At 26.8% G+C, this 23,430-nt stretch carries 24 protein-coding genes; 19 read left to right on the forward strand and 5 right to left on the reverse strand.

Annotated elements, in window-relative coordinates; all coding sequences use genetic code 11:
• The first annotated feature begins 3 nt into the window (after positions 1-3).
• The 4 genes from ACAG39_01195 to ACAG39_01210 all read left to right on the forward strand — a co-directional run bounded on the left by ACAG39_01195 (position 4) and on the right by ACAG39_01210 (position 1,869).
• Positions 4-201 (forward strand): small, acid-soluble spore protein, alpha/beta type, encoded by a 198-nt coding sequence (locus ACAG39_01195; protein MEZ0535843.1) that lies wholly within the window; start codon positions 4-6, stop codon positions 199-201.
• Positions 202-340: 139 nt separating this feature from the next.
• The gene (gene rsmD / locus ACAG39_01200; GenBank protein ID MEZ0535844.1) at positions 341-886 is read left to right on the forward strand and encodes a 16S rRNA (guanine(966)-N(2))-methyltransferase RsmD; all 546 of its coding nucleotides are present in this window, start codon (positions 341-343) and stop codon (positions 884-886) included.
• Between the two features lie 5 nt (positions 887-891).
• Positions 892-1,377: a pantetheine-phosphate adenylyltransferase gene (coaD, locus tag ACAG39_01205; protein ID MEZ0535845.1), complete on the forward strand. Its 486-nt coding sequence runs from the start codon at positions 892-894 to the stop codon at positions 1,375-1,377.
• A gap of 18 nt (positions 1,378-1,395) precedes the next feature.
• The gene (locus tag ACAG39_01210; GenBank protein ID MEZ0535846.1) at positions 1,396-1,869 is read left to right on the forward strand and encodes an ATPase; all 474 of its coding nucleotides are present in this window, start codon (positions 1,396-1,398) and stop codon (positions 1,867-1,869) included.
• On the opposite strand, the gene ACAG39_01215 is transcribed toward ACAG39_01210, so the two are convergent.
• Positions 1,857-2,843, reverse strand: a complete 987-nt coding sequence (locus ACAG39_01215) for a nucleoside recognition protein (GenBank protein MEZ0535847.1) — start codon at positions 2,841-2,843, stop codon at positions 1,857-1,859. The genes ACAG39_01210 and ACAG39_01215 overlap by 13 nt on opposite strands.
• A gap of 54 nt (positions 2,844-2,897) precedes the next feature.
• Between ACAG39_01215 and ACAG39_01220 the strand changes: the two genes are divergently transcribed.
• Positions 2,898-3,659 carry a patatin-like phospholipase family protein gene (locus tag ACAG39_01220; protein MEZ0535848.1) on the forward strand — a complete coding sequence of 254 codons (762 nt, stop codon included), beginning with the start codon at positions 2,898-2,900 and terminating at the stop codon, positions 3,657-3,659.
• On the opposite strand, the gene ACAG39_01225 is transcribed toward ACAG39_01220, so the two are convergent.
• Entirely contained in the window at positions 3,640-4,842 is a 1,203-nt protein-coding gene (locus ACAG39_01225) for a nucleotidyltransferase (GenBank protein MEZ0535849.1), read from the reverse strand. The two genes, ACAG39_01220 and ACAG39_01225, sit on opposite strands and share 20 nt — an antisense overlap.
• Positions 4,843-4,986: 144 nt before the next feature.
• Between ACAG39_01225 and pta the strand changes: the two genes are divergently transcribed.
• Both pta and ACAG39_01235 read left to right on the forward strand, forming a co-directional pair.
• Complete coding sequence (gene pta, locus ACAG39_01230) at positions 4,987-5,985, forward strand: phosphate acetyltransferase (GenBank protein ID MEZ0535850.1); 999 nt, start codon at positions 4,987-4,989, stop codon at positions 5,983-5,985.
• Positions 5,986-6,001: 16 nt separating this feature from the next.
• A complete protein-coding gene (locus ACAG39_01235; protein MEZ0535851.1) occupies positions 6,002-7,201 on the forward strand; it encodes an acetate/propionate family kinase in 1,200 nt (399 codons plus the stop codon).
• 50 nt (positions 7,202-7,251) lie between these two features.
• Here the strand turns inward: ACAG39_01235 and ACAG39_01240 are convergent, their stop codons facing one another.
• Positions 7,252-7,629 carry a desulfoferrodoxin gene (locus ACAG39_01240; protein ID MEZ0535852.1) on the reverse strand — a complete coding sequence of 126 codons (378 nt, stop codon included), beginning with the start codon at positions 7,627-7,629 and terminating at the stop codon, positions 7,252-7,254.
• Positions 7,630-7,773: 144 nt separating this feature from the next.
• Between ACAG39_01240 and ACAG39_01245 the strand changes: the two genes are divergently transcribed.
• The 6 genes from ACAG39_01245 to ACAG39_01270 are packed head-to-tail and all read left to right on the forward strand — an operon-like array spanning position 7,774 to position 15,657.
• Positions 7,774-10,401 (forward strand): valine--tRNA ligase, encoded by a 2,628-nt coding sequence (locus tag ACAG39_01245; GenBank protein ID MEZ0535853.1) that lies wholly within the window; start codon positions 7,774-7,776, stop codon positions 10,399-10,401.
• Between the two features lie 6 nt (positions 10,402-10,407).
• Entirely contained in the window at positions 10,408-11,709 is a 1,302-nt protein-coding gene (locus ACAG39_01250; protein MEZ0535854.1) for a folylpolyglutamate synthase/dihydrofolate synthase family protein, read from the forward strand.
• A gap of 57 nt (positions 11,710-11,766) precedes the next feature.
• The gene (gene fsa, locus ACAG39_01255) at positions 11,767-12,417 is read left to right on the forward strand and encodes a fructose-6-phosphate aldolase (GenBank protein ID MEZ0535855.1); all 651 of its coding nucleotides are present in this window, start codon (positions 11,767-11,769) and stop codon (positions 12,415-12,417) included.
• A gap of 56 nt (positions 12,418-12,473) precedes the next feature.
• Positions 12,474-13,253, forward strand: coding sequence for a peptidoglycan editing factor PgeF (gene pgeF, locus ACAG39_01260; protein MEZ0535856.1), 780 nt, complete (start codon positions 12,474-12,476; stop codon positions 13,251-13,253).
• Positions 13,250-13,951 carry a response regulator transcription factor gene (locus tag ACAG39_01265; GenBank protein ID MEZ0535857.1) on the forward strand — a complete coding sequence of 234 codons (702 nt, stop codon included), beginning with the start codon at positions 13,250-13,252 and terminating at the stop codon, positions 13,949-13,951. The genes pgeF and ACAG39_01265 overlap by 4 nt, the downstream gene beginning before the upstream one ends.
• Positions 13,948-15,657 (forward strand): sensor histidine kinase, encoded by a 1,710-nt coding sequence (locus ACAG39_01270; protein MEZ0535858.1) that lies wholly within the window; start codon positions 13,948-13,950, stop codon positions 15,655-15,657. Before ACAG39_01265 ends, ACAG39_01270 begins: the two co-directional genes overlap by 4 nt.
• Before the next feature lie 146 nt (positions 15,658-15,803).
• Here ACAG39_01270 and ACAG39_01275 read toward each other — a convergent pair whose 3' ends face one another.
• On the reverse strand, positions 15,804-16,799 hold the full coding sequence (locus ACAG39_01275; protein MEZ0535859.1) for an anion permease: 996 nt from the start codon (positions 16,797-16,799) through the stop codon (positions 15,804-15,806).
• Complete coding sequence (locus ACAG39_01280; protein ID MEZ0535860.1) at positions 16,792-17,421, reverse strand: DUF47 domain-containing protein; 630 nt, start codon at positions 17,419-17,421, stop codon at positions 16,792-16,794. The genes ACAG39_01275 and ACAG39_01280 overlap by 8 nt, the downstream gene beginning before the upstream one ends.
• A 289-nt stretch (positions 17,422-17,710) precedes the next feature.
• Here ACAG39_01280 and pstB point away from each other — a divergent pair, with 289 nt between their 5' ends.
• The 6 genes from pstB (at position 17,711) to ACAG39_01310 (ending at position 23,427) form a co-directional block, all read left to right on the forward strand.
• Positions 17,711-18,448, forward strand: coding sequence for a phosphate ABC transporter ATP-binding protein PstB (gene pstB, locus ACAG39_01285; protein ID MEZ0535861.1), 738 nt, complete (start codon positions 17,711-17,713; stop codon positions 18,446-18,448).
• Between the two features lie 19 nt (positions 18,449-18,467).
• Positions 18,468-19,121: a phosphate signaling complex protein PhoU gene (gene phoU / locus ACAG39_01290; protein MEZ0535862.1), complete on the forward strand. Its 654-nt coding sequence runs from the start codon at positions 18,468-18,470 to the stop codon at positions 19,119-19,121.
• Between the two features lie 187 nt (positions 19,122-19,308).
• The gene (locus ACAG39_01295; GenBank protein ID MEZ0535863.1) at positions 19,309-20,487 is read left to right on the forward strand and encodes an ATP phosphoribosyltransferase regulatory subunit; all 1,179 of its coding nucleotides are present in this window, start codon (positions 19,309-19,311) and stop codon (positions 20,485-20,487) included.
• Entirely contained in the window at positions 20,484-21,134 is a 651-nt protein-coding gene (gene hisG / locus ACAG39_01300) for an ATP phosphoribosyltransferase (GenBank protein MEZ0535864.1), read from the forward strand. The genes ACAG39_01295 and hisG overlap by 4 nt, the downstream gene beginning before the upstream one ends.
• Positions 21,115-22,383, forward strand: a complete 1,269-nt coding sequence (gene hisD, locus ACAG39_01305) for a histidinol dehydrogenase (GenBank protein MEZ0535865.1) — start codon at positions 21,115-21,117, stop codon at positions 22,381-22,383. The genes hisG and hisD overlap by 20 nt, the downstream gene beginning before the upstream one ends.
• A 3-nt stretch (positions 22,384-22,386) precedes the next feature.
• A complete protein-coding gene (locus ACAG39_01310) occupies positions 22,387-23,427 on the forward strand; it encodes a histidinol-phosphate transaminase (GenBank protein ID MEZ0535866.1) in 1,041 nt (346 codons plus the stop codon).
• Positions 23,428-23,430 lie beyond the last annotated feature (3 nt).

The following is a 23,430-nucleotide window of genomic DNA, read 5'->3' on the forward strand; positions in this document are numbered from 1 at the left end:
ATTATGGCAAGAAATAAAAAGCTAGTTCCTGAAGCAACTAAGGCTTTAGACCAACTTAAGAATGAGGTTGCAACATCAATTGGTGTTCAGTTAAAACCAGGTTATAATGGTGATTTAACAACAAAACAGGCAGGTTCAATAGGCGGATATATGGTAAAAAGAATGATTCAAGACTATGAAAATAGGGCTGCAGGTAAATAACAGATTGATGCAATAGATTTACAAACAATAACGAAGGGATATAAAATATCTCTTCGTTGTTGTTTTTTTATATGTATTTTTATATAATCAATATATATAATATTCGACAAAATTTTTGTTAAAGAGTAGATGATACTAAATGAGAGTAATATCAGGATGTGCAAAAGGAAAAAGACTAAAATCAATAGAAACTGAAAGTTTAAGACCTACAGCTGATAGGGTTAAAGAGGCACTATTTAATATTATTGCACCTTATTTGGATGAAACCACAATTGTTGGTGATTTTTTTGCTGGAACAGGGAATATTGGTATTGAATTTTTAAGTAGAGGAGTAAAAGAAGCTATTTTTGTTGAAAATGATTTACGTTGTATAAATATTATTAAAGAAAACTTAAAGTATACAAATTTAGATTCAAAAGCTAAGGTTTTAAGGTACAATGTTTTAACCTTTTTACGAAATTCATACAAGGAATATTTTGATATTATTTTTGTAGATCCGCCTTATATGACAAATTTAGCTCAAAAAACTTTAGAATCAATATTTTCTGAAAACGTATTAAAAAAAGATGGTTTTGTAATAGTTGAATATTCAAAAAATAACCCTATTTTTGAAAGTAATTTTAGAATTATTCGAACAGAAAAATATGGTGATACAATTTTATCATTTCTAAAATATGGAGGTTAATTATTTTGAATATTGGAGTTTATCCTGGAAGTTTTGATCCAATTACCAATGGACATTTAGATATTATTGAAAGATCATCAAAGATATTTGACAAATTAATTGTTGCTGTTTTAATTAACCCTAATAAAAAGTCAACATTTGATATTGAAGAAAGAGTTCAATTTATAAAAGAATCTACACAACATTTAAACAATGTTGAAGTAGAAGCTTTTAAAGGTTTATTAATAGATTTTATGAAATTAAAAGATGCAAAGGTTATTGTTAAGGGACTAAGAGCTGTATCTGATTTTGAATATGAATTTCAAATGGCACTTTTAAATAAAAAATTGAACCCGTCTATTGAAACTATTTTTATGATGACAAATAGTAAATATTCTTATCTAAGTTCAAGTATGGTAAAAGAGGTTGCTAGATTTGGAGGTTGTATTACAGATCTAGTACCAAAGAAAATTGCTTCAAAGGTAATGAAGAAAATTTATAAAAAAACTTAGAAATGGGGGAAATGAATAATGAATGATAATCAAAGTATTTTAGAACTTTTAGACAGAATAGAAGATACAATATATAATGGAAAGTCAGTTCCGTTTACATCAAAAGTTATGGTAGATAAAGATGAAATTTTGGAACTTATTAAAGATATTCGTATATTGTTACCACAAGAATTAACTCAATTGAAATGGGCAAAAGAGGAAAGAAAAAAGATTCTTGAAAGAGCTCAAAAAGAAGCAGACGCAATTCTTAATGATGCAGAAAACAAAGTAAAATCATTAATTGATGATAATGAAATAGTTAAACTTGCTCAACAAAGATCAGAAGAAATAATTCAAAAAGCAAAAGAACATGCAAAAGAGTATAGGACAATGGCAGAGATATATACTATTGATTTACTTGAACAAGCCAAGAAAAATATTGAAAATATAGTAAGAGAAATTAATGATAATGTTGAACAATTAAAACAAAAAGGTTCAAATTACAATAAATAAAAGGATAAAATTGTATAAATAAAAGTAGCAATGATAGAATGTAATAATTTCCCGATTACATAATATTTACTTTGAATATTTACATGGTTTAAGAAAGATATTGCTTGAAAATGAACTGACAATCCACCCCAAGAAACTAATAACACCATAATAATTGATTTTATTATTTTATTTACTTGACTATTTGAGATTGCTATAATGCCATTTGTCATTTCAAAAAAACCATATAAAATTGAGTTTATTATTGATTTTATTACTGTGTTGTTAGTTGCAATACTAGAAATAATATTATATATCCCAAGATTATTAAATATTGTATTTAAATTCATAAATAGTGTTATATACCCACAAATCATTATTATTGTAATTGATGAATCGTAAACAGAATGTGGGATTATTGTGCCAAGTTCGAGATTTATTCTTATTGTTTTTTCGGAAGTTGAATATAAATTGGAATTGAAAAATCTACTTAATAATATTCCTAAAACTAAACTTCCAATAATATGTGATAGATACATATAAATACCTAGTTTATATGAATTCAACATTATTACTCCGCAGGTTCCAATAATAAATAGTGGACTTGTATTATTAACGTACATTGACAATAGTTTTGCTTCATCCATTGAAATTTTATTATTTTTGTATAATGAACAAACTGTCTTTATTCCAATAGGATATCCTGAAAATATGCCTATCAAATAGGTAGAAACTCCGATAGGTGGGATACCTAAAAGTTTCTTTGCAAAAGGAGTAAAAATAACAGATACAATACTAAGTATGTTTGTCTCAACTAATATATTAATTATTAGGAAATATGGGAATAAAGCAGGTAATACTGAATCAAACCATATAGTAACAGATTTTTTTGTTGTAATAATTATATCTTTTGGCCAAATAATTATTCCTATAAAATATAATATACAAATAATGATTACTAAACAATTAAAAATAAATCCTCTTTTATTTTTCATTTTTTATTTATATTTTCAAATTCATAATAATTTTATTTAAAATGGAGGATATAAATGATTGAAATTTCATTAGCTTTAGGTTCAGGTGCTATGAGAGGCTTTGCACATATAGGTGCAATAGAAATTTTAGAAGAGAAATTTAGATTTGAAGCTATGTCAGGTTGTAGTATTGGAGCTGTTATTGGTGCATTCTATGCTTTGGGTTATGATCTTTCGCTAATTTACAAAGTTGCTAAACAAATTCGGAGAGATATATTAATTGACTTTAGGTTTAAAAAAGAGAGCTTAATAAGTGGCAAAAATATTGAAGAAATATTAAAACTTTTCCTAAGAGATAAAAAATTTTCTGATACTAAATTACCATTTTACATTGTTAGTACAAATTTAAAAACAGGTGAACAGATAGTTTTTAACGAAGGATCACTTTTCGATGCAGTTAGATCAAGTATTTCAATACCAGGTGTTCTTCCTCCTTATAGATTAGGTGATTATCTATTAGTAGATGGTGCAGTAGTTGATAAAGTTCCAGCAAAGATATTAAAAGATAAAGGACATAAAAATATAGTAGGCATTGATGTATCAAATAAAAAATCATATAAAATGCCAAGAAATTTGATAGAGATAATAATGACAACAATAGATATAATGAGTGAGGAAATATTCTTCTATAAAAAACAATATATTGATTATTTAATTGATATTCCATTAGATGATATTAATCCTTACACACTTGATGATGTTGAAAAATGTTACTTAAGAGGCAAAGAAACAGTAATAAGTTGTATAGATAATTTAGTTAATTTTTTTGATAAATAGGCTTTAATTTATATTCATCTAAAAGATGCTCTGTTGGGTTTTTATATAACAGTGAGTATATTCTTGATGCTTTAAGTTCCAGTTCAATTTGTTCTTTATAAATACTTTTTAAAACTTTATTATCTATCTTTGTGATAATATCTAAATCTTTTTTTATAATATTTAAATAATTTCTTCCTGTTTGAGTAAACCCTAATACTCTTAAATATGGTTGCTGAGTTAGAATATGTTGATTATCAATTTTGGTATCAATTAATGAATGAATTATTATTCTACTTAACCTTGTATATGTGTATCTTTTGCTTTTTACATTTTTGATTAGCATATCTACATTATTAGATCTATTAATGTATTTTGCAAATCTATTCTCTAAACCTTCTTTAACATCAATGTTATCAATAAAAATATTTCTATCGGCTAAGATGTATCTATATAAAAGGAAGCTATAGCAATTATCAAATTTTATTGGTCCTCTTCCATTTATAAATTCCTCTTGTAGAATTTCAAAGGATTTTTGAGGAATAAAATTCTTTAAATAATCATCAAGACCATTCAAATATATATACTTTCTTATTGAGGTAGCAGATGAGATTGTACTTGATAAATCTGTATCATTATATCTATTACCAATTCTTTGAATTGTATAATATTTTATCTTTGAATTTAATCTTAAAATCCATTTTATATATTCAATACCTAAAATGTTATTTGATAAAAACTCAATATTAATATTGTATATATCTTTTAGAGCAAGTTCTCGAGCTTTTGGGAAAGAATAGCCTTGTTCTAAAAAACTTCTAAGAGAGTTTTTAAATTTAATTTCTTCAAAAGCTAAAATACCAGCAACGTTCTCAATTCGATTTATATTTCCTATTTCAGAACCAAATACAATATCAGTAACACCAATCCTATTTAGAATATTTATTGCACCATAAGCGAATATTTCAGCACTATTACATGAGAATTGAAAGGGTAATTCAAATACAATATCAATGCCATTTTCAAGTGCCATCTTAGTTCTTGCCCATTTGTTAACAATAGAAGGTTCTCCTCTCTGAATGAAATTACTACTCATGACTGCTATTATAACATCTGGATTAACCAACTCTTTTGCTTTTTCTAAATGGTATAAATGTCCATTGTGAAAAGGATTGTATTCAACAACTATGCCTAATACCTTCATGAAATCCTCCTAAAATAAAGACTATATATATTGATAAAATAAATTATATCAAAAAATTTTTTAATATATTATTGTATACAAAATGCAATTTAGTTATAATATAAAAGGTGCTTAGTTAAAAAATAGACGAAAGGGGTTTTATCCGTGTCATTTATAGATACTTTAATTGAAAAAGCAAAATCAAATATTAAAACAATTGTATTACCTGAAAGTTATGAAGAAAGAAATTTAAAAGCTACTGATATTATTTTAAAAGAAAAGATAGCTAATATAGTTTTAATAGGTAAAAAAGATGAAATAAAAAAAGAAGCAGCTAAATTTGGCGCAAACGTTGATGGAGCTATTTTTATTGATCCAGAACAGTTTGATAAATTTGATGATTTTATTCAAACTTTTTATGAATTAAGAAAAAATAAAGGTGTTACACAAGAACAAGCTAGAGAAATTATGAAAGACCCAATGTATTTTGCAGTTATGCTAGTTTATAAAGGGTTAGCAGATGGTATGGTTTCAGGTGCTATCCATTCAACAGCTGATACATTAAGACCTGCTTTACAAATACTAAAGACTAAACCTGGAATAAAGCTTGTATCGAGTTTCTTTATTATGGTTGTTCCAAATTGTGAATATGGTGAAAATGGCGTCTTCATTTATTCAGATGCTGGATTAAATCCAAATCCAAATGCTGAGGAACTAGCTGATATAGCTATTACATCTGCTAAATCATTTGAAGCTTTGGTTGGTAAAACACCAAAGGTTGCAATGCTATCATATTCAACTAAGGGTTCTGCAAAATCTGATATGGTTGATAAAGTAGTAGAAGCAACTAAATTAGCAAAAGAAAAAGCACCAGAAATATTAATAGATGGTGAGCTTCAAGCTGATGCAGCAATTGTGCCTAAAGTAGCAAAATTAAAAGCACCCGGCAGTTCAGTAGCTGGTGAAGCAAATGTTTTAATATTCCCAGATTTAGATGCAGGTAATATTGCATATAAGCTTACAGAAAGACTTGCAAAAGCGGAAGCTTATGGTCCTATCACACAAGGTATTGCAAAACCTATTAACGACTTATCAAGAGGTTGCAGTGCTGAGGATATTGTTGGTGTTGTCGCAATCACTGCAGTTCAAGCAATGATGGAATAAAGGAGATGTTATATAAATGAAGGTTTTAGTTTTGAATTCAGGTAGTTCATCATTAAAATATCAATTTTTTGATGTTGAAACAGAAACTGTTTTATGTAAAGGCTTAGTTGACAGAATTGGCCTTGAAGGATCTTTTATTAGACACTCAGTTAATGGAAATGAAATTCAAAAAGAATATCAAATAAAAAATCATAATGATGCTATTAAGCTAGTATTAAATGCTCTTACAGATGAAAATACTGGTATTATAAAATCAATGGAAGAAATAGATGCAATTGGTCATAGAGTTGTCCATGGAGGAGAATATTTTCACGATTCAGTAATTGTTAACAGTGAAGTTAAAGATGCAATAAGAAATTGTATTGAATTAGCACCTTTACACAATCCTGCTAATTTAACAGGCATTGAAGCATGTGAAAAAGAAATACCAGGTAAACCTAATATAGCAGTCTTTGATACTGCATTTCATCAAACAATGCCCAAACATGCATTTTTATATGCATTACCATATGAAATATATGAAAAATATAAAGTAAGAAAGTATGGTTTTCATGGAACAAGTCATAAATATGTAGCATATAAAGCTGCTGAGTATCTTAATAAAGATATTAAAGATCTTAAGTTTATAACATGCCATCTAGGAAATGGGGCAAGTATATGTGCTGTCAAAAATGGAGTATCAGTTGATACAAGTATGGGGTTTACTCCACTTGCAGGACTTGCTATGGGTACAAGAAGTGGGACAATTGATCCAGCTGTTATTTCATACTTAATGGAAAAAGAAAAAATGGATATAAAACAAATTAATGATTTTCTAAATAAAAAATCAGGAATGCTTGGAATCTCTGGTATAAGCAGTGATTTCAGAGACCTTGAAAAAGCAGCTTTAGAGGGTAATGAAAGAGCAAAATTAGCTATTGAAATATTCTGCTACAGAGTTAAAAAATATATTGGTGAATATGCTGCTGTAATGGGTGGTGTAGATGCTGTAATTTTCACAGCAGGAATAGGAGAAAATAATTCAATGGTAAGAGAAAAATCAATTAGTAATTTTGACTACATGGGTATAGAATTTGATGAAAACTTAAATAATAATATTGTAAGAGGACAAATATCCGAAATAAGTAAACCTACAAGCAAAGTAAAGATATTAGTAGTTCCAACAAACGAGGAGCTAATGATTGCAAGAGAAACCAAAAGGTTATTATCAAAATAAATATATAGGTGTTAAATTAAACGAGGCTGAATCAAACAGCCTCGTTTAATTTATACTTGTGATTTCCATAAACCATGAAGATTACAGTATTCATAAGATACTAACTCTTTAGCCTTCACTGCAAAGAACGCTTCTGGATTATCTCCAGGTTTTAAATATTTACGATAAATTAAGCCATCAGCAACTAATTCAATCCACATTATATAATGTTTTTCTTCCATTGGATGAGGTACTGAACCTACTTTTATATACACACCATCTTCTTTTACTTCTATAACTGGGACATGTTTTTCTTTACTAGCATCTACTGTATTTGCAATAAGTTCATCCATAGGCTTACCACAACATACTAAAGTTCCACCACCAACATTAATAACTTCTACAATATTGCCACAAACACTACATTTATATAATGTTCCTTTGTTCATACTAAATTCACTCCTTGTAAAAAATTATATTTTAATTTACAATTACTTTATACCACAAAAAATATATTTTAAACTATAAAAGTTTTAATTTAATGGATTTTGAGATAATTTAAATAAGTATTATGTTTTTAGGGAGGATGAAATATGCAGAAAAATTATAATCCTAATGAAGTTGAGGATCGTATTTATAAAAAATGGTTAGATAAAAAATATTTTCATGCAAAAGTAGATAAATCTAAAAAACCTTTTACAATTGTTATTCCTCCACCTAATATTACTGGTCAGCTACATATGGGACATGCCCTAAATAATACAATTCAAGATATAATTATTAGATTTAAGAGAATGCAAGGATATTCTGCATTATGGCTTCCAGGCACAGATCATGCAAGTATTGCAACAGAAGCAAAAATTGTAGAAAAAATGAAAGAGGAAGGCCTTACAAAAGAAGAAATAGGTAGAGAAAACTTTTTAAAAAGAGCATGGGACTGGAAAAAACATTATGGTGGTAGAATTATTGAACAACTAAAAAAACTTGGAAGCTCTTGCGACTGGGATAGAGAAAGATTTACTATGGATGAAGGTTTGAGCAATGCGGTCGAAGAAGTATTTGTTAAACTATATGAAAAGGGGCTTATCTATAGAGGAGAAAGAATGATTAACTGGTGTCCCACATGTAAAACTACAATATCTGATGCTGAAGTTGAATATGAAGAGAAGAAAAGTAAGCTTTGGCATATTAAATATCCTTCAAAAGACGGGTCATATTATGTAATTGTTGCTACAACAAGACCTGAAACAATGCTTGGTGATACTGCTGTTGCAGTTAATCCAAATGATGATAGATATAAAGATTTAGTTGGTAAAATGGTTGTATTACCTATAGTTAATAAAGAAATACCAGTAATTGCTGACCAATATGTTGATATGGAATTTGGGACAGGTGTTGTAAAGATTACTCCAGCTCATGATCCGAACGATTATGAAGTTGCTCAAAGGCATAATCTTGAGATAATTCAAGTTATTTCGCAAGAAGGCAAGATGAATGAAAATTCAGGTAAATTTGAGGGATATGATAGATATAAAGCAAGAGATTTAATAGTAAAAGAACTAAAAGAGCTTGGCTTATTAGTTGAAGAAAAAGAATATACCCATAATGTTGGTTCATGCTATAGGTGTGCAACTGTAATTGAGCCATTAATATCAAAACAATGGTTTGTAAAAATGGAACCATTAGCTAAGCCGGCAATAGATGTCGTTAAACAAAAAGAAATTAAATTTATTCCTGAACGATTTGAGAAGATCTATTTTAATTGGATGGAAAATATTAAGGATTGGTGTATATCAAGACAGCTATGGTGGGGACATAGGATACCTGCTTATTATTGTAAAGATTGTGATAATGTTATGGTAAGCAAAGAAAAAATAACTAAATGTTCTAAATGTAATTCAACAAATGTATATCAAGATGAAGATACTTTAGATACTTGGTTCTCTTCAGCATTATGGCCATTTTCTACATTAGGATGGCCAGAAAAAACAGAAGAACTTGAATATTTCTATCCTACTGACGTTTTAGTTACTGCTTATGATATTATTTTCTTCTGGGTTGCAAGAATGATTTTTTCAGGTCTCGAACATATGAATGAAATACCATTCAAGCATGTTTTGATTCATGGAATAGTTAGAGATTCACAAGGAAGAAAAATGAGTAAATCTCTTGGTAATGGTATTGACCCATTAGAAATTATTGAACAATATGGTGCTGATGCTTTAAGGTTTACATTAATAACTGGAATTGCACCTGGCAATGATACAAGATTTTATATGGAAAAAGTAGAAGCAAACAGAAATTTTGCAAACAAAATATGGAATGCTGCTAGGTTTGTAATAATGAATCTAGATATTGACAGTTCATATGAACCTGATGCTAATAAATTTACTTTTACAGAAAAGTGGATATTATCAAGGTTAAATAGTGTAATTTCAGAGGTAACTGAGAATTTAGAGAATTTTGAAATAGGACTAGCGGCTCAAAAGATATACGATTTTATTTGGGATGAATTTTGTGACTGGTATATTGAATTGTCGAAACCATTACTATATAACAAAGATTCAAGCAATAATAAAGAGATTCAATATGTTTTATTAAATGTTCTTACAAATGTATTAAAACTATTACATCCATTTATGCCATTTATTACAGAAGAGATTTATATGAATATTCCTCATGTTGAAGAAAGTTTAGTTATTTCAACATGGCCTAAGATAAATGAAATTTATGCTCAAGAAGATATTGTAATTGTACAGAATTTAATAACACTTACCAAAGCATTGAGAAATTTAAGAAGTGAAAGGGATATTCCAACAAATATAAAGCCTAATGTTTACATTAAAACTAACAATAAGTTAATGATTGAAAACAAATCACTTTGGGATTTACATGTAAAAAGATTAGCTAATGTTTCAGAAATAAGTTTCATTGATGAAGAATCGGTTGAAAATTCAGTAAGTATTGTTCTTGATTGGGCAAATGTATATGTAAAGCTGGCAGAAATTGTTGATATAGAATCAGAGAAGGAAAGACTTATAAAAGAAAAAAATAACCTTATCAAAGAGGTAAAAAGATCAGAAAGTCTTTTATCAAATGTGAAATTTATTGAAAAGGCACCACAAAAGGTTGTAGTAGAAGAAAAAGAGAAATATAAAAAATATAAACAAATGCTTGAAGCTGTTGAAAAACAGATTATTGCATTAGAGAATATAAGGTGAATATAAATGAACTATGAGGAAGCACTATCATATATTCATAACACATATAAATTTGGAATAAAACTTGGCTTAGAGAATATTAAAACATTATTAAATTTATTGGAAAACCCTCAAGAACATTTAAGAATTATTCATGTAGCAGGAACAAATGGAAAAGGTTCTACATGTGCTTTTATTAATCAAATATTTATTGAGAATGGATTCAAGGTAGGGTTATATACATCACCCTATCTTGAATATTTTAACGAAAGAATAAAAATAAATAATATTCCTATATCTAATGATGAACTTGCTTTTTACACAAAAAAAGTAAAAGATAAAGTTGATTATATGATTTCAAGTGGATTTAACCATCCTACAGAATTTGAAATTATTACAGCTTTAGCCTTTTTATATTTTAAAGATAAAAATGTTGATTTTGTTGTACTTGAAGTAGGATTAGGTGGTAGGTTTGACGCTACTAATGTAATAAATAAGCCTGTGATTTCTGTAATAACTTCTATAAGCTTTGATCATCAGGATAAATTAGGTGAAACAATTGAAGAAATTGCTTTTGAAAAGGCAGGAATAATTAAAAAAAATAGTACAGTTATTTTAGGGAAACAGAAATATCCTGAAGCAATAGATGTTATTAAAAGAAAAGCTATTGAATTAAATGCTAAATTTATTTCTTCTGAAAGGGTTTCAATAGATATTATAGAAAATAATACCCAAAATATTATTGTCGATATAAAAACAGACAAAAACATTTACAACAATTTAAAAATTAATATGTTAGGTTTACATCAAATAGAAAATATTATTAATGCTATATTAGTTTTTGAAACCCTTCAAGATAAATATAATTTAAATCTAAAAGCACTATATGATGGCCTTAAAAACACAAAATGGAATGGAAGATTTGAAATACTAAAAAGAGAGCCTTTTATAATAATTGATGGAGCCCATAATATTGATGGTATTGAAACATTAATACAAAATGTTAATATTTATTTTAATAGAAAAAATATTATAATTTTATTTGGTGTTTTAAAAGATAAAAATTACGAAATTATGATTAAGAAAATAGAACAGCTTTCTAATAAGATTATTTATACTGAGGTACCAAATAATAGAACATTAAATATTGAAAAATATAAAGAATTATCAAAAAGCAAAGAAGCTATGTTTATTAAAGATTATTACCAAGCTTTAAAATATTTAATTGAGAATTATTATAAAGAAGATAATGTTTTAATTGTATGTGGCTCGTTATATTTAATAGGTCCTATAAGGACAACATTATGCAAATATTTTAATTTATCTTGAGTTTGTAAATAAATTTGTATAGAATATTTTTGAATAATTATTAAGGGAGTGAAGTATATGAAATTATTTATTGATACTGCAAATGTTAATGAGATTAGAGAAGCCAATTCTTGGGGAGTAATATGTGGTGTTACAACTAACCCTTCATTGATTGCAAAAGAAGGAAGAGATTTCAAAGAGGTTGTTAAAGAAATATGTTCAATAGTAGATGGACCTATATCTGCTGAAGTAATTTCATTGAAATCAGATGAAATGGTTGTTGAAGCAAGGGATTTAGCAAAAATTCATAAAAATATTGTCATTAAAATACCAATGACAACAGAAGGATTAAAAGCAGTTTCTATTTTATCAAAAGAAGGAATTAAAACAAATGTAACTCTTGTATTTTCTGCTGCTCAAGCTTTACTTGCAGCAAAGGCTGGAGCTACATATGTTTCTCCATTTGTAGGTAGATTGGATGACATAGGACAAAATGGATTAGAATTAATAAGAGAGATAGTAGAAATATATAATAATTACCCAGAAATTAAAACTGAGATAATTTCTGCTAGTATTAGGCATCCTATTCATGTAATTGAATCAGCGAAAGCAGGTTCTCATATAGCAACTGTTCCATATAAAGTATTAGAACAAATGTCAAAACATGCATTAACTGACATTGGTATTGAAAGATTTCTAAAAGATTGGGAAAGTGTACCAAAAAAATAATTTAAAAACTAAGGCTGAACCAAAACCTTTGGTCAGCCTTTTTTTGAGGTGATATTATGAAAGAATTATTAAAAAATATTGATGGTTTAAATGTTGTAGCTTGTCAATTTGATGACCATAGCAAAGCAGAAGCATATTTTACCACTCGAATTTATAAAAATAATAATAATTTTAGCTTGAGTTACAAATGGGAAAAAAATAAAACTATTATTGATAATAATTACAAAAATCTTTTTGATACTTTAAAAATAGATTCTAAAAATGTTTTTTTTCTAAATCAAGTTCATGGAGATAGAATAATTATTGCAAATGAAGGGTTCGATTTTTTTGGAAAAGTTGATTTATATAATGCTGATGCTATTATAACAAATATTAAAAATTTATCATTAATAACATTTCATGCTGATTGTTATCCAGTATATTTTATTGATTATATAAATAAAGTTATTGCACTTGCACATTCAGGATGGAAAGGAACATACTTGGAAATTGCCAAATCTGTTATAATAAAGATGAAGGAAGAGTTTAATTCTAATCCGAAAAATATAATGGTTTATATAGGGCCAGGTATATGTAGTAATTGTTTTGAAGTGAAAGAAGATGTTCATAAATTATTTTTAGATAAATTTGGTGAACAATTTATAAATTATAATAATAATCGAATTTATATTGATTTAAAAGAAATAATAAAATTTAGTATTCTTTCGGAAAATGTTGATAATATTCTTATATCAAAATTTTGCACATACGAAAACAGTGATTTATTTTTTTCATATAGAAGGGATAAAGAAAATAGTGGTGGAATGATTGCTTTATTGAGGATGGTGGAATTATGAAAACCATATTAGTTGTTGATGATGAAAAACACATAGTTGAATTAATATCATATAATCTTGAGAGAGAAGGATACAAAGTTTTAAAAGCATATAGCGGTTCGGATGCATTAGAACTTTTATATAAAGAAAAGGTTGATTTATTAGTATTAGATATAATGATGTCAAATATAAATGGTCTTGATGTTCTGAAAAAAGTTCGCACAAGCAATAAAATATACAATATACCTGTGATTATAGTATCAGCTAAAAATGATGAATTTGATAAAATATTAGGAATTGAATTGGGAGCAGATGACTATTTAACTAAGCCATTTAGCATCAAAGAATTAGTTACAAGAATTAAAGCATTATTTAGAAGAATAGAAGACTTCAGTAAAAACAAGAATATTGTTTTTTTTGATGATATAATGATAGATTTTGATAATAGAGTTGTTAAAAAACAGGGCGAAAATCTTAACTTGAGTTTAAAGGAATTTGAATTATTAAAGTTATTAATTGAAAATAAGGGTAGAGTTCTAGACAGAAACTTTATACTTGAAACAATTTGGGGTTATGAATTTGATGGAGATAATCGAACTGTTGATGTTCATATTAGGTTTTTAAGAAAAAAATTAGGAAATGACGACAATGAGCAAAAATATATTGAAACTGTAAGAGGCATTGGATACAGATTCAATAATGAGGTTTTGATAAAATGAGAAGAACAATAATAAAATATATGAGCTTTTTAATAATTTTGATATGCTTTCTTGAAGGGTTTCTGTCATATTTTATGTCTAAAAACTTGTATATTGAAGAAAACAAAAGAATTTTGAAAGAAAATATCAATATATTAGAATCAATAATGATAGAAGATAAAAACTGGCTCAAAAATATATCTAAAATAGCCAGAAATATAACAAGCGATGTACGTATTACAATAATTGAATACAATGGCAAAGTTATTTTTGATTCGTATTATAATGCAAATAAAATGGAAAATCATTTAAATAGAGAAGAAATAATTAATGCAAAGAAAACAAAAGATATTTCATATGCAATAAGAAAAAGTCCTACATTAAAGTTTAATTATTTATATGGTGCAAAGTTAATAAATAAAGATAGCAATAGATATTTTATAAGAACTTCAATTGAGCTAAATAAAATAAATCAAATACTTAAAGATGCATTAAAAAAGGTTATAATCATAATAATTGTTTGTGTATTTATAGGGGTGATTCTATCAATTATTTTGTCCATAAAGCTATCCAATCCATTAAGAATGTTATTAAATCATATTAACTCTGTAAGTGATTTCGAAATTAAGAGTATTAAAAAAGAAAAACAAGATGAGTTATCAATTATCGGAGATACATTAAATAATATATATTTTAAACTTAAAGAAAAGATACTTGAAATTAAAAATTTAAATTATAGATTAAATCTTATTTTAAACACAATAGATATTGGAGTTATTTTTTTAGATAAAAAATATAGAGTTTTAGCATTTAATAGAGAGGCAGAAAAAATATTTGGTGTAACATTAAATACAAATATATCAATATTAGAAGGTATAAGAATATACGATATATACTTAAATTTGGTTAATAATAAATTTGAAGAATCAGAAATAAATATTACTGTAAAAGGTGTGAATAAGATAATAAAATATAGAACAATAGAAATTAATGATTCCGAATTTCAAGGATATTTATTGCTGTTTAATGATATAACACGCTTAAAAAAATTAGAAAATATAAGATCAGATTTTGCAGCAAATGTTACTCATGAATTAAAAACACCACTTACTTCTATAAAAGGTTTTGTTGAAACATTAAAAAGTGGTGCTTTAGATGATAAAAATGTTTCTGAAAGGTTTTTAAATATAATAGAAATAGAAGTTGATAGACTTCAAAGATTAATAGAGGATATATTGTATATTTCTGAGATTGAGACTATAAATATTAAAACTAACGAGTTTGTAAGTATTAGTGAAGTACTACATGAATGCCTTGATATATTAAGAGAAAAAGCAGAAAATAAAAATATTGATATAAATGTTAGCATAAAATATGATATTAAATTTAATATGAAGAAAGATTTTCTAAAACAAGTAATGCTAAACCTTATTGATAATGCAATAATATATAATAAAGTAAATGGAACTATTGAAATAAAAGTATATGAGGATAATACAAACAAAATAATAGAAGTAATAGATAGTGGTATTGGAATACCTAAAGAAGATATTGAAAGAATATTTGAAAGGTTTTATAGAGTTGATAAAGGTAGATCTAGAGAAAGCGGTGGAACAGGTTTAGGATTATCAATTGTAAAGCATATTGTTAGAAGTCATAATGGAAATATAGAGGTTGAAAGTGAAATAAATAAAGGTAGCTTATTTAGAATATTATTTAAAAAATAATTTATTAGTATTAATAAATATGCCATAAAAGATAGCAGTTCAAAAATATTGTTTTTTAATAGTAATATAGGATAAAAGCTTATTACCTACAATATGTAAAAAAAAGAGAGGGTGTTCAACTATTATTTGATACACCCTCAATTTTTTTAAAGTAAATTAATGATATAAACAATTATACCACCAATAATTGCACACATTGGTATTGTTAATAACCATGCTATAACTATATTTTTAGCTACTCCCCATCTTACTGCTGAAAACTTTTTACATGCTCCTACACCCATAATAGATGAAGAAATAACATGAGTAGTACTTACAGGGGCACCAATATGTGTTGCTAAATTTATTGTTAAGGCTGCAGCTGTCTCAGCTGCGAAACCGTTTATCGGTGCTAATTTTATTATCTTTACACCCATTGTTTTAATTATTCTCCAACCTCCTAAAGAGGTTCCTAATGCCATTGCAATTGCACATGCAATTTTTACCCACAAAGGAACTGTAAATTGATTTAATACTCCAGCACCAACTAGTGCCATTGTAATTATACCCATTGATTTTTGAGCATCATTTGAACCATGATTATAAGCCATCCACATTGCAGATAATATTTGTAGTTTTGAAAAATATTTATTAACAACTTGAGGATGAACTTTTGCAAAAATAAAATAAAGTATCATCATAAATATGTAGCCACAAATAAAACCTAAAACTGGTGATATAATCAAAGGCATGACTATTTTTTTAATAAAGCCCATCCAATTAATATCTGAAAGTGTTCTTGCAGAAACAATTGCTGCACCAATAAGCCCGCCAATTATTGCATGAGAAGATGATGAAGGAATACCCCACCACCAAGTTATTAAATCCCATATAATAGCAGCAATAATTGCAGCTAATACAAGAGTTTCTGTAACAAACTTTGGATCAACTATACCGTGTCCAATTGTTTTTGCAACCTCTGTACTTATTAAAGCACCAACAAAGTTAAAGAAAGCTGACATAAGAATTGCTGATCGTGGTGTTAATACTCTTGTTGAAACTGATGTTGCAATTGCATTAGCAGTGTCATGAAAACCATTAATGAAGTCAAATGTTAATGCTAAAACTATAATCATTATTAAGGTAAAAGAAAGGCTATGCATTTTTTGTAACAACTCCTTCGATAACATTTGCAACATCTTCACATGCATCTAATGTATCTTCAAGAAAGCCGAATATTTCTTTCCATATCATAACATCAATTGGTTTGTCACTATTTTCTGAGAATAATTTCTTTATAGCATTACGATAAATAATATCGCCTTCATCTTCAATTCTATTAACTTCTATAATCTTTTCTTTCACTAAACTAAGATTTTTTTGATTTTTTAAACCATCAATTACGTACTTTAACTCATTAGTAGAATTTATAATCATTTCACACATTATCTTTGCTTCAGGTTTTACTTCATTTACATTATAAATTTCAAATCTGTGGCCAACTGTTTCAAGGGCATCGACAATATTGTCAATTTCCTTGGCAATAGCAAAAAGATCTTCTCTATCAAGAGGTGTAATAAATGTTTTGTTTAAAAGCTCAATAATTTGATGAGTAATATCATCCCCTTTATTTTCGGCTTCTTCAAGAAGTGCAATATACTTTTCCTTCTTGTCAAGGTTTAATAAAAAATCGTATAAAACTTTTGAAGTTTTGTTTGCATTGTCAATTGATTCATTTAATAGACTAAAGAATTGATTCTCTTTTGGTATAACACTCCAAACCATAAATAGCCATCTCCTTTTTTTAAAGATTTGACAAACAACTTGATTATAACCTATAAGAAAATAAAAAATCAACATGAGATGATTGAATTATTAAATATAGATTAAAAAATAAAAAGTTAACAAAAAAATTTGTTTAAAATTAGATTAAGTAGTATTATTTTAGGGAATTATTTTCATATCAAAATATATTTTAACATAGATTTAACATTTTCTAAAATTAATTTTAATAATATTAAATTATCATATAATCAAGTAATAATTTAGGGGAGATTAAAAGTTGATTAAGATAATGACCAATAAATTGAATTTATTTTATAAGGAAAGTCATGCTCTTAAGAATATTAATGTTGATATAAATGAAAAATGTGTAACTGCTTTAATTGGACCATCAGGCTGTGGTAAATCAACATTCCTTAGAACGTTAAACAGAATGAATGATTTAATTGAAGGAGTAAAAATTGAAGGAGAAGTATTAATAGATAATATGAATATCTACAATAATATTGATGTAATTGATCTCAGAAAAAGGGTAGGCATGGTGTTCCAAAAGCCTAATCCTTTTCCTATGAGTATTTATGAAAATATTGCTTTTGGTCCTAAAATACATGGAATAAAGAAAAAAGATGTATTAGATTCAATTGTAGAAAAAAGTTTAAAAAAAGCATTTCTTTGGGATGAAGTAAAAGATAGACTGAATAAGAGTGCATTTTCTTTATCTGGTGGGCAGCAGCAGAGATTGTGCATTGCAAGAGTATTAGCAGTTGAACCTGAGGTCATTTTACTTGACGAGCCAACATCAGCATTAGATCCAATATCAACATTAAAAATTGAGGAACTTCTTGAAGAATTAAAAAATTCATATACAATAGTAATAGTTACACATAATATGCAGCAAGCAGCTAGAGTTTCTGATTATACAGGATTCTTTTTGAATGGTGAACTTATAGAATTTGACAAAACATTAAAGATATTTAACACACCGAAAGATAAAAGAACAGAGGATTATATAACTGGTAGATTTGGATAAAAATTAAGAGGTGATATAATTGGTAAGACCAACATTTGAACATGAACTTAAAGAAATTCATCTTGATTTATTAAAAATGGGTACAATGACAGAACAAGCAATAGATAAAGCAATATTAGCACTTAAAAAAAAGGATATTGAACTTGCTCAAAAAATAATTGAAAATGACACCGAAATTGATAACCTTACCGAAGAAATAGAAAAAAAATGTGCTATTGTTATTGCGACACAACAACCGCTTGCAAAAGATTTAAGATTAATTATTGCAGCTATGAGGATAGCAACCGATATAGAAAGAATTGCCGACCATGCTTCAGATATATCAGAAATTACTATAAAACTCTCTAAATTCGAATATATTAAACCGTTAGTTGATATTCCTAAAATGGCTGATATAACTAAAGAAATGCTTAAAATGGCTCTGGATTCATATGTAAGATCAGATTTAGAATTATCAAATAAAGTGATAAATATGGATGACCTTGTGGACGATATGTATGATAAATTACTAATTGAGCTTCAAGAAATTATGTCTAAAGATACTTCATCCATTCCACAATGCATAAATTTTTTATTAGTAATCAAATATTTAGAAAGGATAGCTGATCATTCTACAAATATAGCTGAATGGGTATTATATAAAATAACAGGAAAACTAAAGCATGAATTATAATATATGTTTAAGAGGTTAACCAATTGTGTTAACCTCTTTTTTTAATTAAAAATTATACAATAAAATAAAAATAATATATGTTAAAAACATTTAATTTATATGATTGAAATTATTATTATTTTAATATATAATTATATCAATATAATTATTCATCACTTCATCATAATGAAGAATAGAAGGGGTTAATATGGAAAAAAAATTATTTAAGGATTATTATCCAAATGATAGCGAAGTATTATTTAATATTCAAACAAAACTTATGAAACTTTACAAAAGCTTAAACTATAAATATATTGAGCCTTCATCATTTTTAGAATTAAATAAACAACAAATATTTGAACAAGATAAATCATTTAAATTTATTCATCCAAATGGAAAAATTTATTCTCTTAGAACAGAATATACTTTACAAGTTTCAAATATAGTATCAAACTTGATGAAAGATGAAGATTCAATAAGTGTATTTTATCTTGGTAAAGCATACCAATTTCTTGTTGATAATGCAGGTGAGTTAAATGAATATATTCAAGCTGGCATTGAAAGATTTGATAATAAGTATAATATCTACTCAGATATACAAGTAATAGCAATTGCAATTGAATCTCTAAAGTCTTTAGGTATTAGTAAATTTAAAATTGATATTGGCGATGTAACCTTTTTTAAAGGATTAGCAAATGAAATGGAAATAGATGAAACTAATTCTGAAACTCTTTGTAGATTAATTGACAGAAAAGATTACATAGGTATAGAGAATTTTCTTATGAAGCTTGGTTTGAAACAAAATATAATTGAACGATTTAGTAAATTAACAAGATTGTATGCACAAGATAACATATTTAAAGAAGCAAGAAAATTTTCAAAAAGTCCGATATGCAAAGAGAGCATAGAAAAATTAGAAGAGATTTATTTGAATTTGGAGAAATTGGGTTATAAAGAATATATATCAATTGATTTTGGATTATTAAAACACTTAAACTATTATACTGGTATTATCTTTTCTGGGTATTTAAATGAGTTAGGATATCCTGTATTAAGTGGTGGTAGATATGACAATTTATGTTCTACTTTTGGCAAAAAATATTATGCTGTAGGATTTGCAATAGGCGTAGATAGAATTTTGGAAGTAATGCTTAAAAATAAAAAGAAAAATATCATTGAAAAATATTATAAAGCAATTGCATATGATAATAATTCTTTTGCAGAAGCTTTTCTGGAATTTAAAAAAAATAAATCTAATACATTTTTATTTAATACACCTATAACAATTGAAGAAGCGATAAAGTCATCAGGTTATATGAATGTTAAGAGGTTATTATATTTTGAAAATGGTATAAAAAAAAGTATTGAATTGGGGGAAAATAAATGATAACTATTGCCCTTCCAAAAGGAAGGTTAGCTGAACAAACTATAGATCTGTTAAGATTAAGTAATATTATTAGTAAAAAAATAGATGTTAATTCACGAAAACTTATAATTAATGATAAAGATAATAGAATAAAATTTATATTAGTTAAACCATTTGATGTTCCTACATATGTAGAACATGGAATAGCCGATATTGGTATATCTGGTAAAGATGTGCTTATGGAAACCAATAAAAATGTTTTTGAATTGGTTGATTTAAAAATTGGAAAGTGTAATATTTCAATTGCAGGCCCGAAAGGGAAAAAAAATGATATTATGTCAATAAAGCATAAAAAGGTAGCTACAAAATTCGTTAATATAACTAATCAATATTTCAATCAAGTATTAAATGAAGATGTTGAAATAATAAAATTGAATGGTTCAGTTGAATTAGCACCAATTCTTGGATTAGCAGATATTATTGTAGATATTGTTGAAAGCGGTAAAACTTTGAAAGAGAATAACCTTGAAGTTTATGAAAAATTATATGATATTACAGCAAGGCTTATTGTTAATAGAGCAAGTTTAAAAATGGACAAAAAGAACCAAATAAATAAATATATTGATTCTATTGAAAGGATGATTAATAATGAAAATAGTATACTATAATAATTTCTCATTAGAAAATTTTATAAAAGATAAAGAATTTATTAATCAAAAATATGAGCAAGATGTAAAGACAATAATAGATTATGTTAAGAAAGAAAAAGATAAAGCATTAGTTGAACTAACAAATAAATTTGATTGCAACAATTTTACTTATGACGATTTAATAGTTCCCAAAAAAGAGATAGATGAGGCTTATAATTCTGTTGAAAAAGATTTTTTATTTAGTCTTGAAAATGCCTATAAGAATATTTATGAGTTTCACTCTAAGCAAAAAGAAGAATCTTGGTTTTATTATAGAAGCAATAGTATGTTAGGACAGATTATAAGGCCATTAGAAAATGTTGGAATATATGTCCCAGGAGGGAATGCCGCATACCCATCAACAGTTCTCATGAATGCTGTTCCTGCAACAGTTGCATGTGTAAGTAATATATATATGGTTAGTCCTCCTGGAAAGGATAAAAAGATTAATAAATATATATTAGCAGCTGCTAAATTCTGTAATATTGAAAATATATATAAAATAGGAGGAGCCCAAGCAATTGCAGCACTTTCTTTTGGAACTGAAACAATTCCTAAAGTAGATAAAATAGTTGGGCCAGGTAATATTTGGGTGGCTACTGCTAAAAAACTATTATACGGCGTAGTCGATATTGATATGATTGCTGGTCCAAGTGAAATATTAATAATTGCAGATGAAACAGCAAATCCCAATTATATTGCACATGATCTACTATCTCAGGCTGAACATGATATAAATGCAAGTAGTATTTTAATTACAACTTCTGAAAAGTTAGCACATAAAGTATACGATAATGTTTTTGAGTTACTATCAAAAAATAGTAATAGTATAGCAAAAAAATCAATTGATGAAAATGCAATAATAATTATTGTAAATAATTTGAAAACAGCTACAGATATTTCTAATAGAATTTCACCAGAACACTTAGAAATTGTTACAAATGAAAATCATAATATTTTGAGATTTATCAAAAATGCTGGTTCAATATTTTTAGGTGAATATTCACCAGAACCAATTGGTGATTACATTGCTGGTCCTAATCATGTGTTACCTACTGGTGGAACAGCAAGATTCTTTTCACCATTAGGCGTTTATAACTTTATTAAAAGAATGAGTATAATAGAATATTCTAAAGAGCAATTTGAAAAAGATGCATTATATGCTATTAACATTGCGAAAAATGAAGGGTTAAACTTCCATGCACAATCGTTAAAAGTGAGGTTATAAGAAATGTTCAAAGAATTCTTGAAACAGTTTAAAAATTACGAAGTTGATTATGAAGATTATTATATAAAAGTTGATGCTAATGAAAACTTGCTTGATTTACCTGAAGAATTAGCAAAGAAGATTGAAAATGTTATAGTGGCTAATTTGAATAACATCAGATTATATCCAGAAATTAACTCACAAACACTAATAAATAAGTTAAGTCAGTTCTATAATTTAAGTTATGATAATTTTGTAGTTGGAAATGGCTCTGACCAGCTAATCCAAATAATTGTTCAATCTACTTCTACAAAAAATGATACTGTTTTATCATTAAATCCATCTTTTGTTATGTATAAGATATCATCATTACTTCAAGAAGCTAATTGGAAAGGTATTAATTGGGAGGATAATTGGAAGTTACCTATAGATGAAATAATTGATACCGTAAATAATAATAACTCCATAAAGGTATTATTTATTGACACACCAAATAATCCGACAGGTATTGCATTTAATGAGGATGAATTAAGTTATTTGATAAATAAACTTCGCGATATTTTAATTGTAATTGATGGTGCTTATTCAGACTACTTTGAAAATAATTATCTTGGGCTGTGTTTGAAATATAAAAATACATTACTTTTAAAAACCTTTTCTAAGATTGGATTTGCAGGTATTAGATGTGGTTATGCTATAGCAAATAAAAATATAATTGAATTTCTTAATAAAGTCAAACCACCATATAATGTTAATACTTTAACACATAATATTGCAATAGAAATACTTGAAAACTTTGATTTACTTAAGAATAATATTGAGATAATTAAAAATGAAAGACAAAAATATATTACAAAGCTATCTGAAAAATATAATATTTTGGATTCTAAATCTAACTTTATTGCAATAATAAATGAAAATGCTCATTTATTATATGACTATCTTCTTCAAAATAAAATTAAGACCAAATTATTCAAATTAAATAATACAAAGTTATTAAGGATTACAATATCTGATAGTATAGAAAATGATATAATAATTGATAGATTGTTGAAATGGAAGTGATAA

This window comes from Caldicellulosiruptoraceae bacterium PP1 (assembly GCA_041320695.1).
Classification (GTDB): Bacteria; Bacillota; Thermoanaerobacteria; order Caldicellulosiruptorales; family Caldicellulosiruptoraceae; genus JBGGOQ01.

Bases quoted from the DNA above. Each gene is read 5' to 3' on its own strand.
- ACAG39_01195 (MEZ0535843.1), top strand. From the start codon at position 4: ATGGCAAGAAATAAAAAGCTAGTTCCTGAAGCAACTAAGGCTTTAGAC.
- rsmD (MEZ0535844.1), top strand. From the start codon at position 341: ATGAGAGTAATATCAGGATGTGCAAAAGGAAAAAGACTAAAATCAATA.
- ACAG39_01210 (MEZ0535846.1), top strand. From the start codon at position 1,396: ATGAATGATAATCAAAGTATTTTAGAACTTTTAGACAGAATAGAAGAT.
- ACAG39_01215 (MEZ0535847.1), bottom strand. From the start codon at position 2,843: ATGAAAAATAAAAGAGGATTTATTTTTAATTGTTTAGTAATCATTATT.
- ACAG39_01220 (MEZ0535848.1), top strand. From the start codon at position 2,898: ATGATTGAAATTTCATTAGCTTTAGGTTCAGGTGCTATGAGAGGCTTT.
- ACAG39_01225 (MEZ0535849.1), bottom strand. From the start codon at position 4,842: ATGAAGGTATTAGGCATAGTTGTTGAATACAATCCTTTTCACAATGGA.
- ACAG39_01235 (MEZ0535851.1), top strand. From the start codon at position 6,002: ATGAAGGTTTTAGTTTTGAATTCAGGTAGTTCATCATTAAAATATCAA.
- ACAG39_01240 (MEZ0535852.1), bottom strand. From the start codon at position 7,629: ATGAACAAAGGAACATTATATAAATGTAGTGTTTGTGGCAATATTGTA.
- ACAG39_01245 (MEZ0535853.1), top strand. From the start codon at position 7,774: ATGCAGAAAAATTATAATCCTAATGAAGTTGAGGATCGTATTTATAAA.
- ACAG39_01250 (MEZ0535854.1), top strand. From the start codon at position 10,408: ATGAACTATGAGGAAGCACTATCATATATTCATAACACATATAAATTT.
- fsa (MEZ0535855.1), top strand. From the start codon at position 11,767: ATGAAATTATTTATTGATACTGCAAATGTTAATGAGATTAGAGAAGCC.
- pgeF (MEZ0535856.1), top strand. From the start codon at position 12,474: ATGAAAGAATTATTAAAAAATATTGATGGTTTAAATGTTGTAGCTTGT.
- ACAG39_01265 (MEZ0535857.1), top strand. From the start codon at position 13,250: ATGAAAACCATATTAGTTGTTGATGATGAAAAACACATAGTTGAATTA.
- ACAG39_01270 (MEZ0535858.1), top strand. From the start codon at position 13,948: ATGAGAAGAACAATAATAAAATATATGAGCTTTTTAATAATTTTGATA.
- ACAG39_01275 (MEZ0535859.1), bottom strand. From the start codon at position 16,799: ATGCATAGCCTTTCTTTTACCTTAATAATGATTATAGTTTTAGCATTA.
- ACAG39_01280 (MEZ0535860.1), bottom strand. From the start codon at position 17,421: ATGGTTTGGAGTGTTATACCAAAAGAGAATCAATTCTTTAGTCTATTA.
- pstB (MEZ0535861.1), top strand. From the start codon at position 17,711: ATGACCAATAAATTGAATTTATTTTATAAGGAAAGTCATGCTCTTAAG.
- ACAG39_01295 (MEZ0535863.1), top strand. From the start codon at position 19,309: ATGGAAAAAAAATTATTTAAGGATTATTATCCAAATGATAGCGAAGTA.
- hisG (MEZ0535864.1), top strand. From the start codon at position 20,484: ATGATAACTATTGCCCTTCCAAAAGGAAGGTTAGCTGAACAAACTATA.
- hisD (MEZ0535865.1), top strand. From the start codon at position 21,115: ATGAAAATAGTATACTATAATAATTTCTCATTAGAAAATTTTATAAAA.
- ACAG39_01310 (MEZ0535866.1), top strand. From the start codon at position 22,387: ATGTTCAAAGAATTCTTGAAACAGTTTAAAAATTACGAAGTTGATTAT.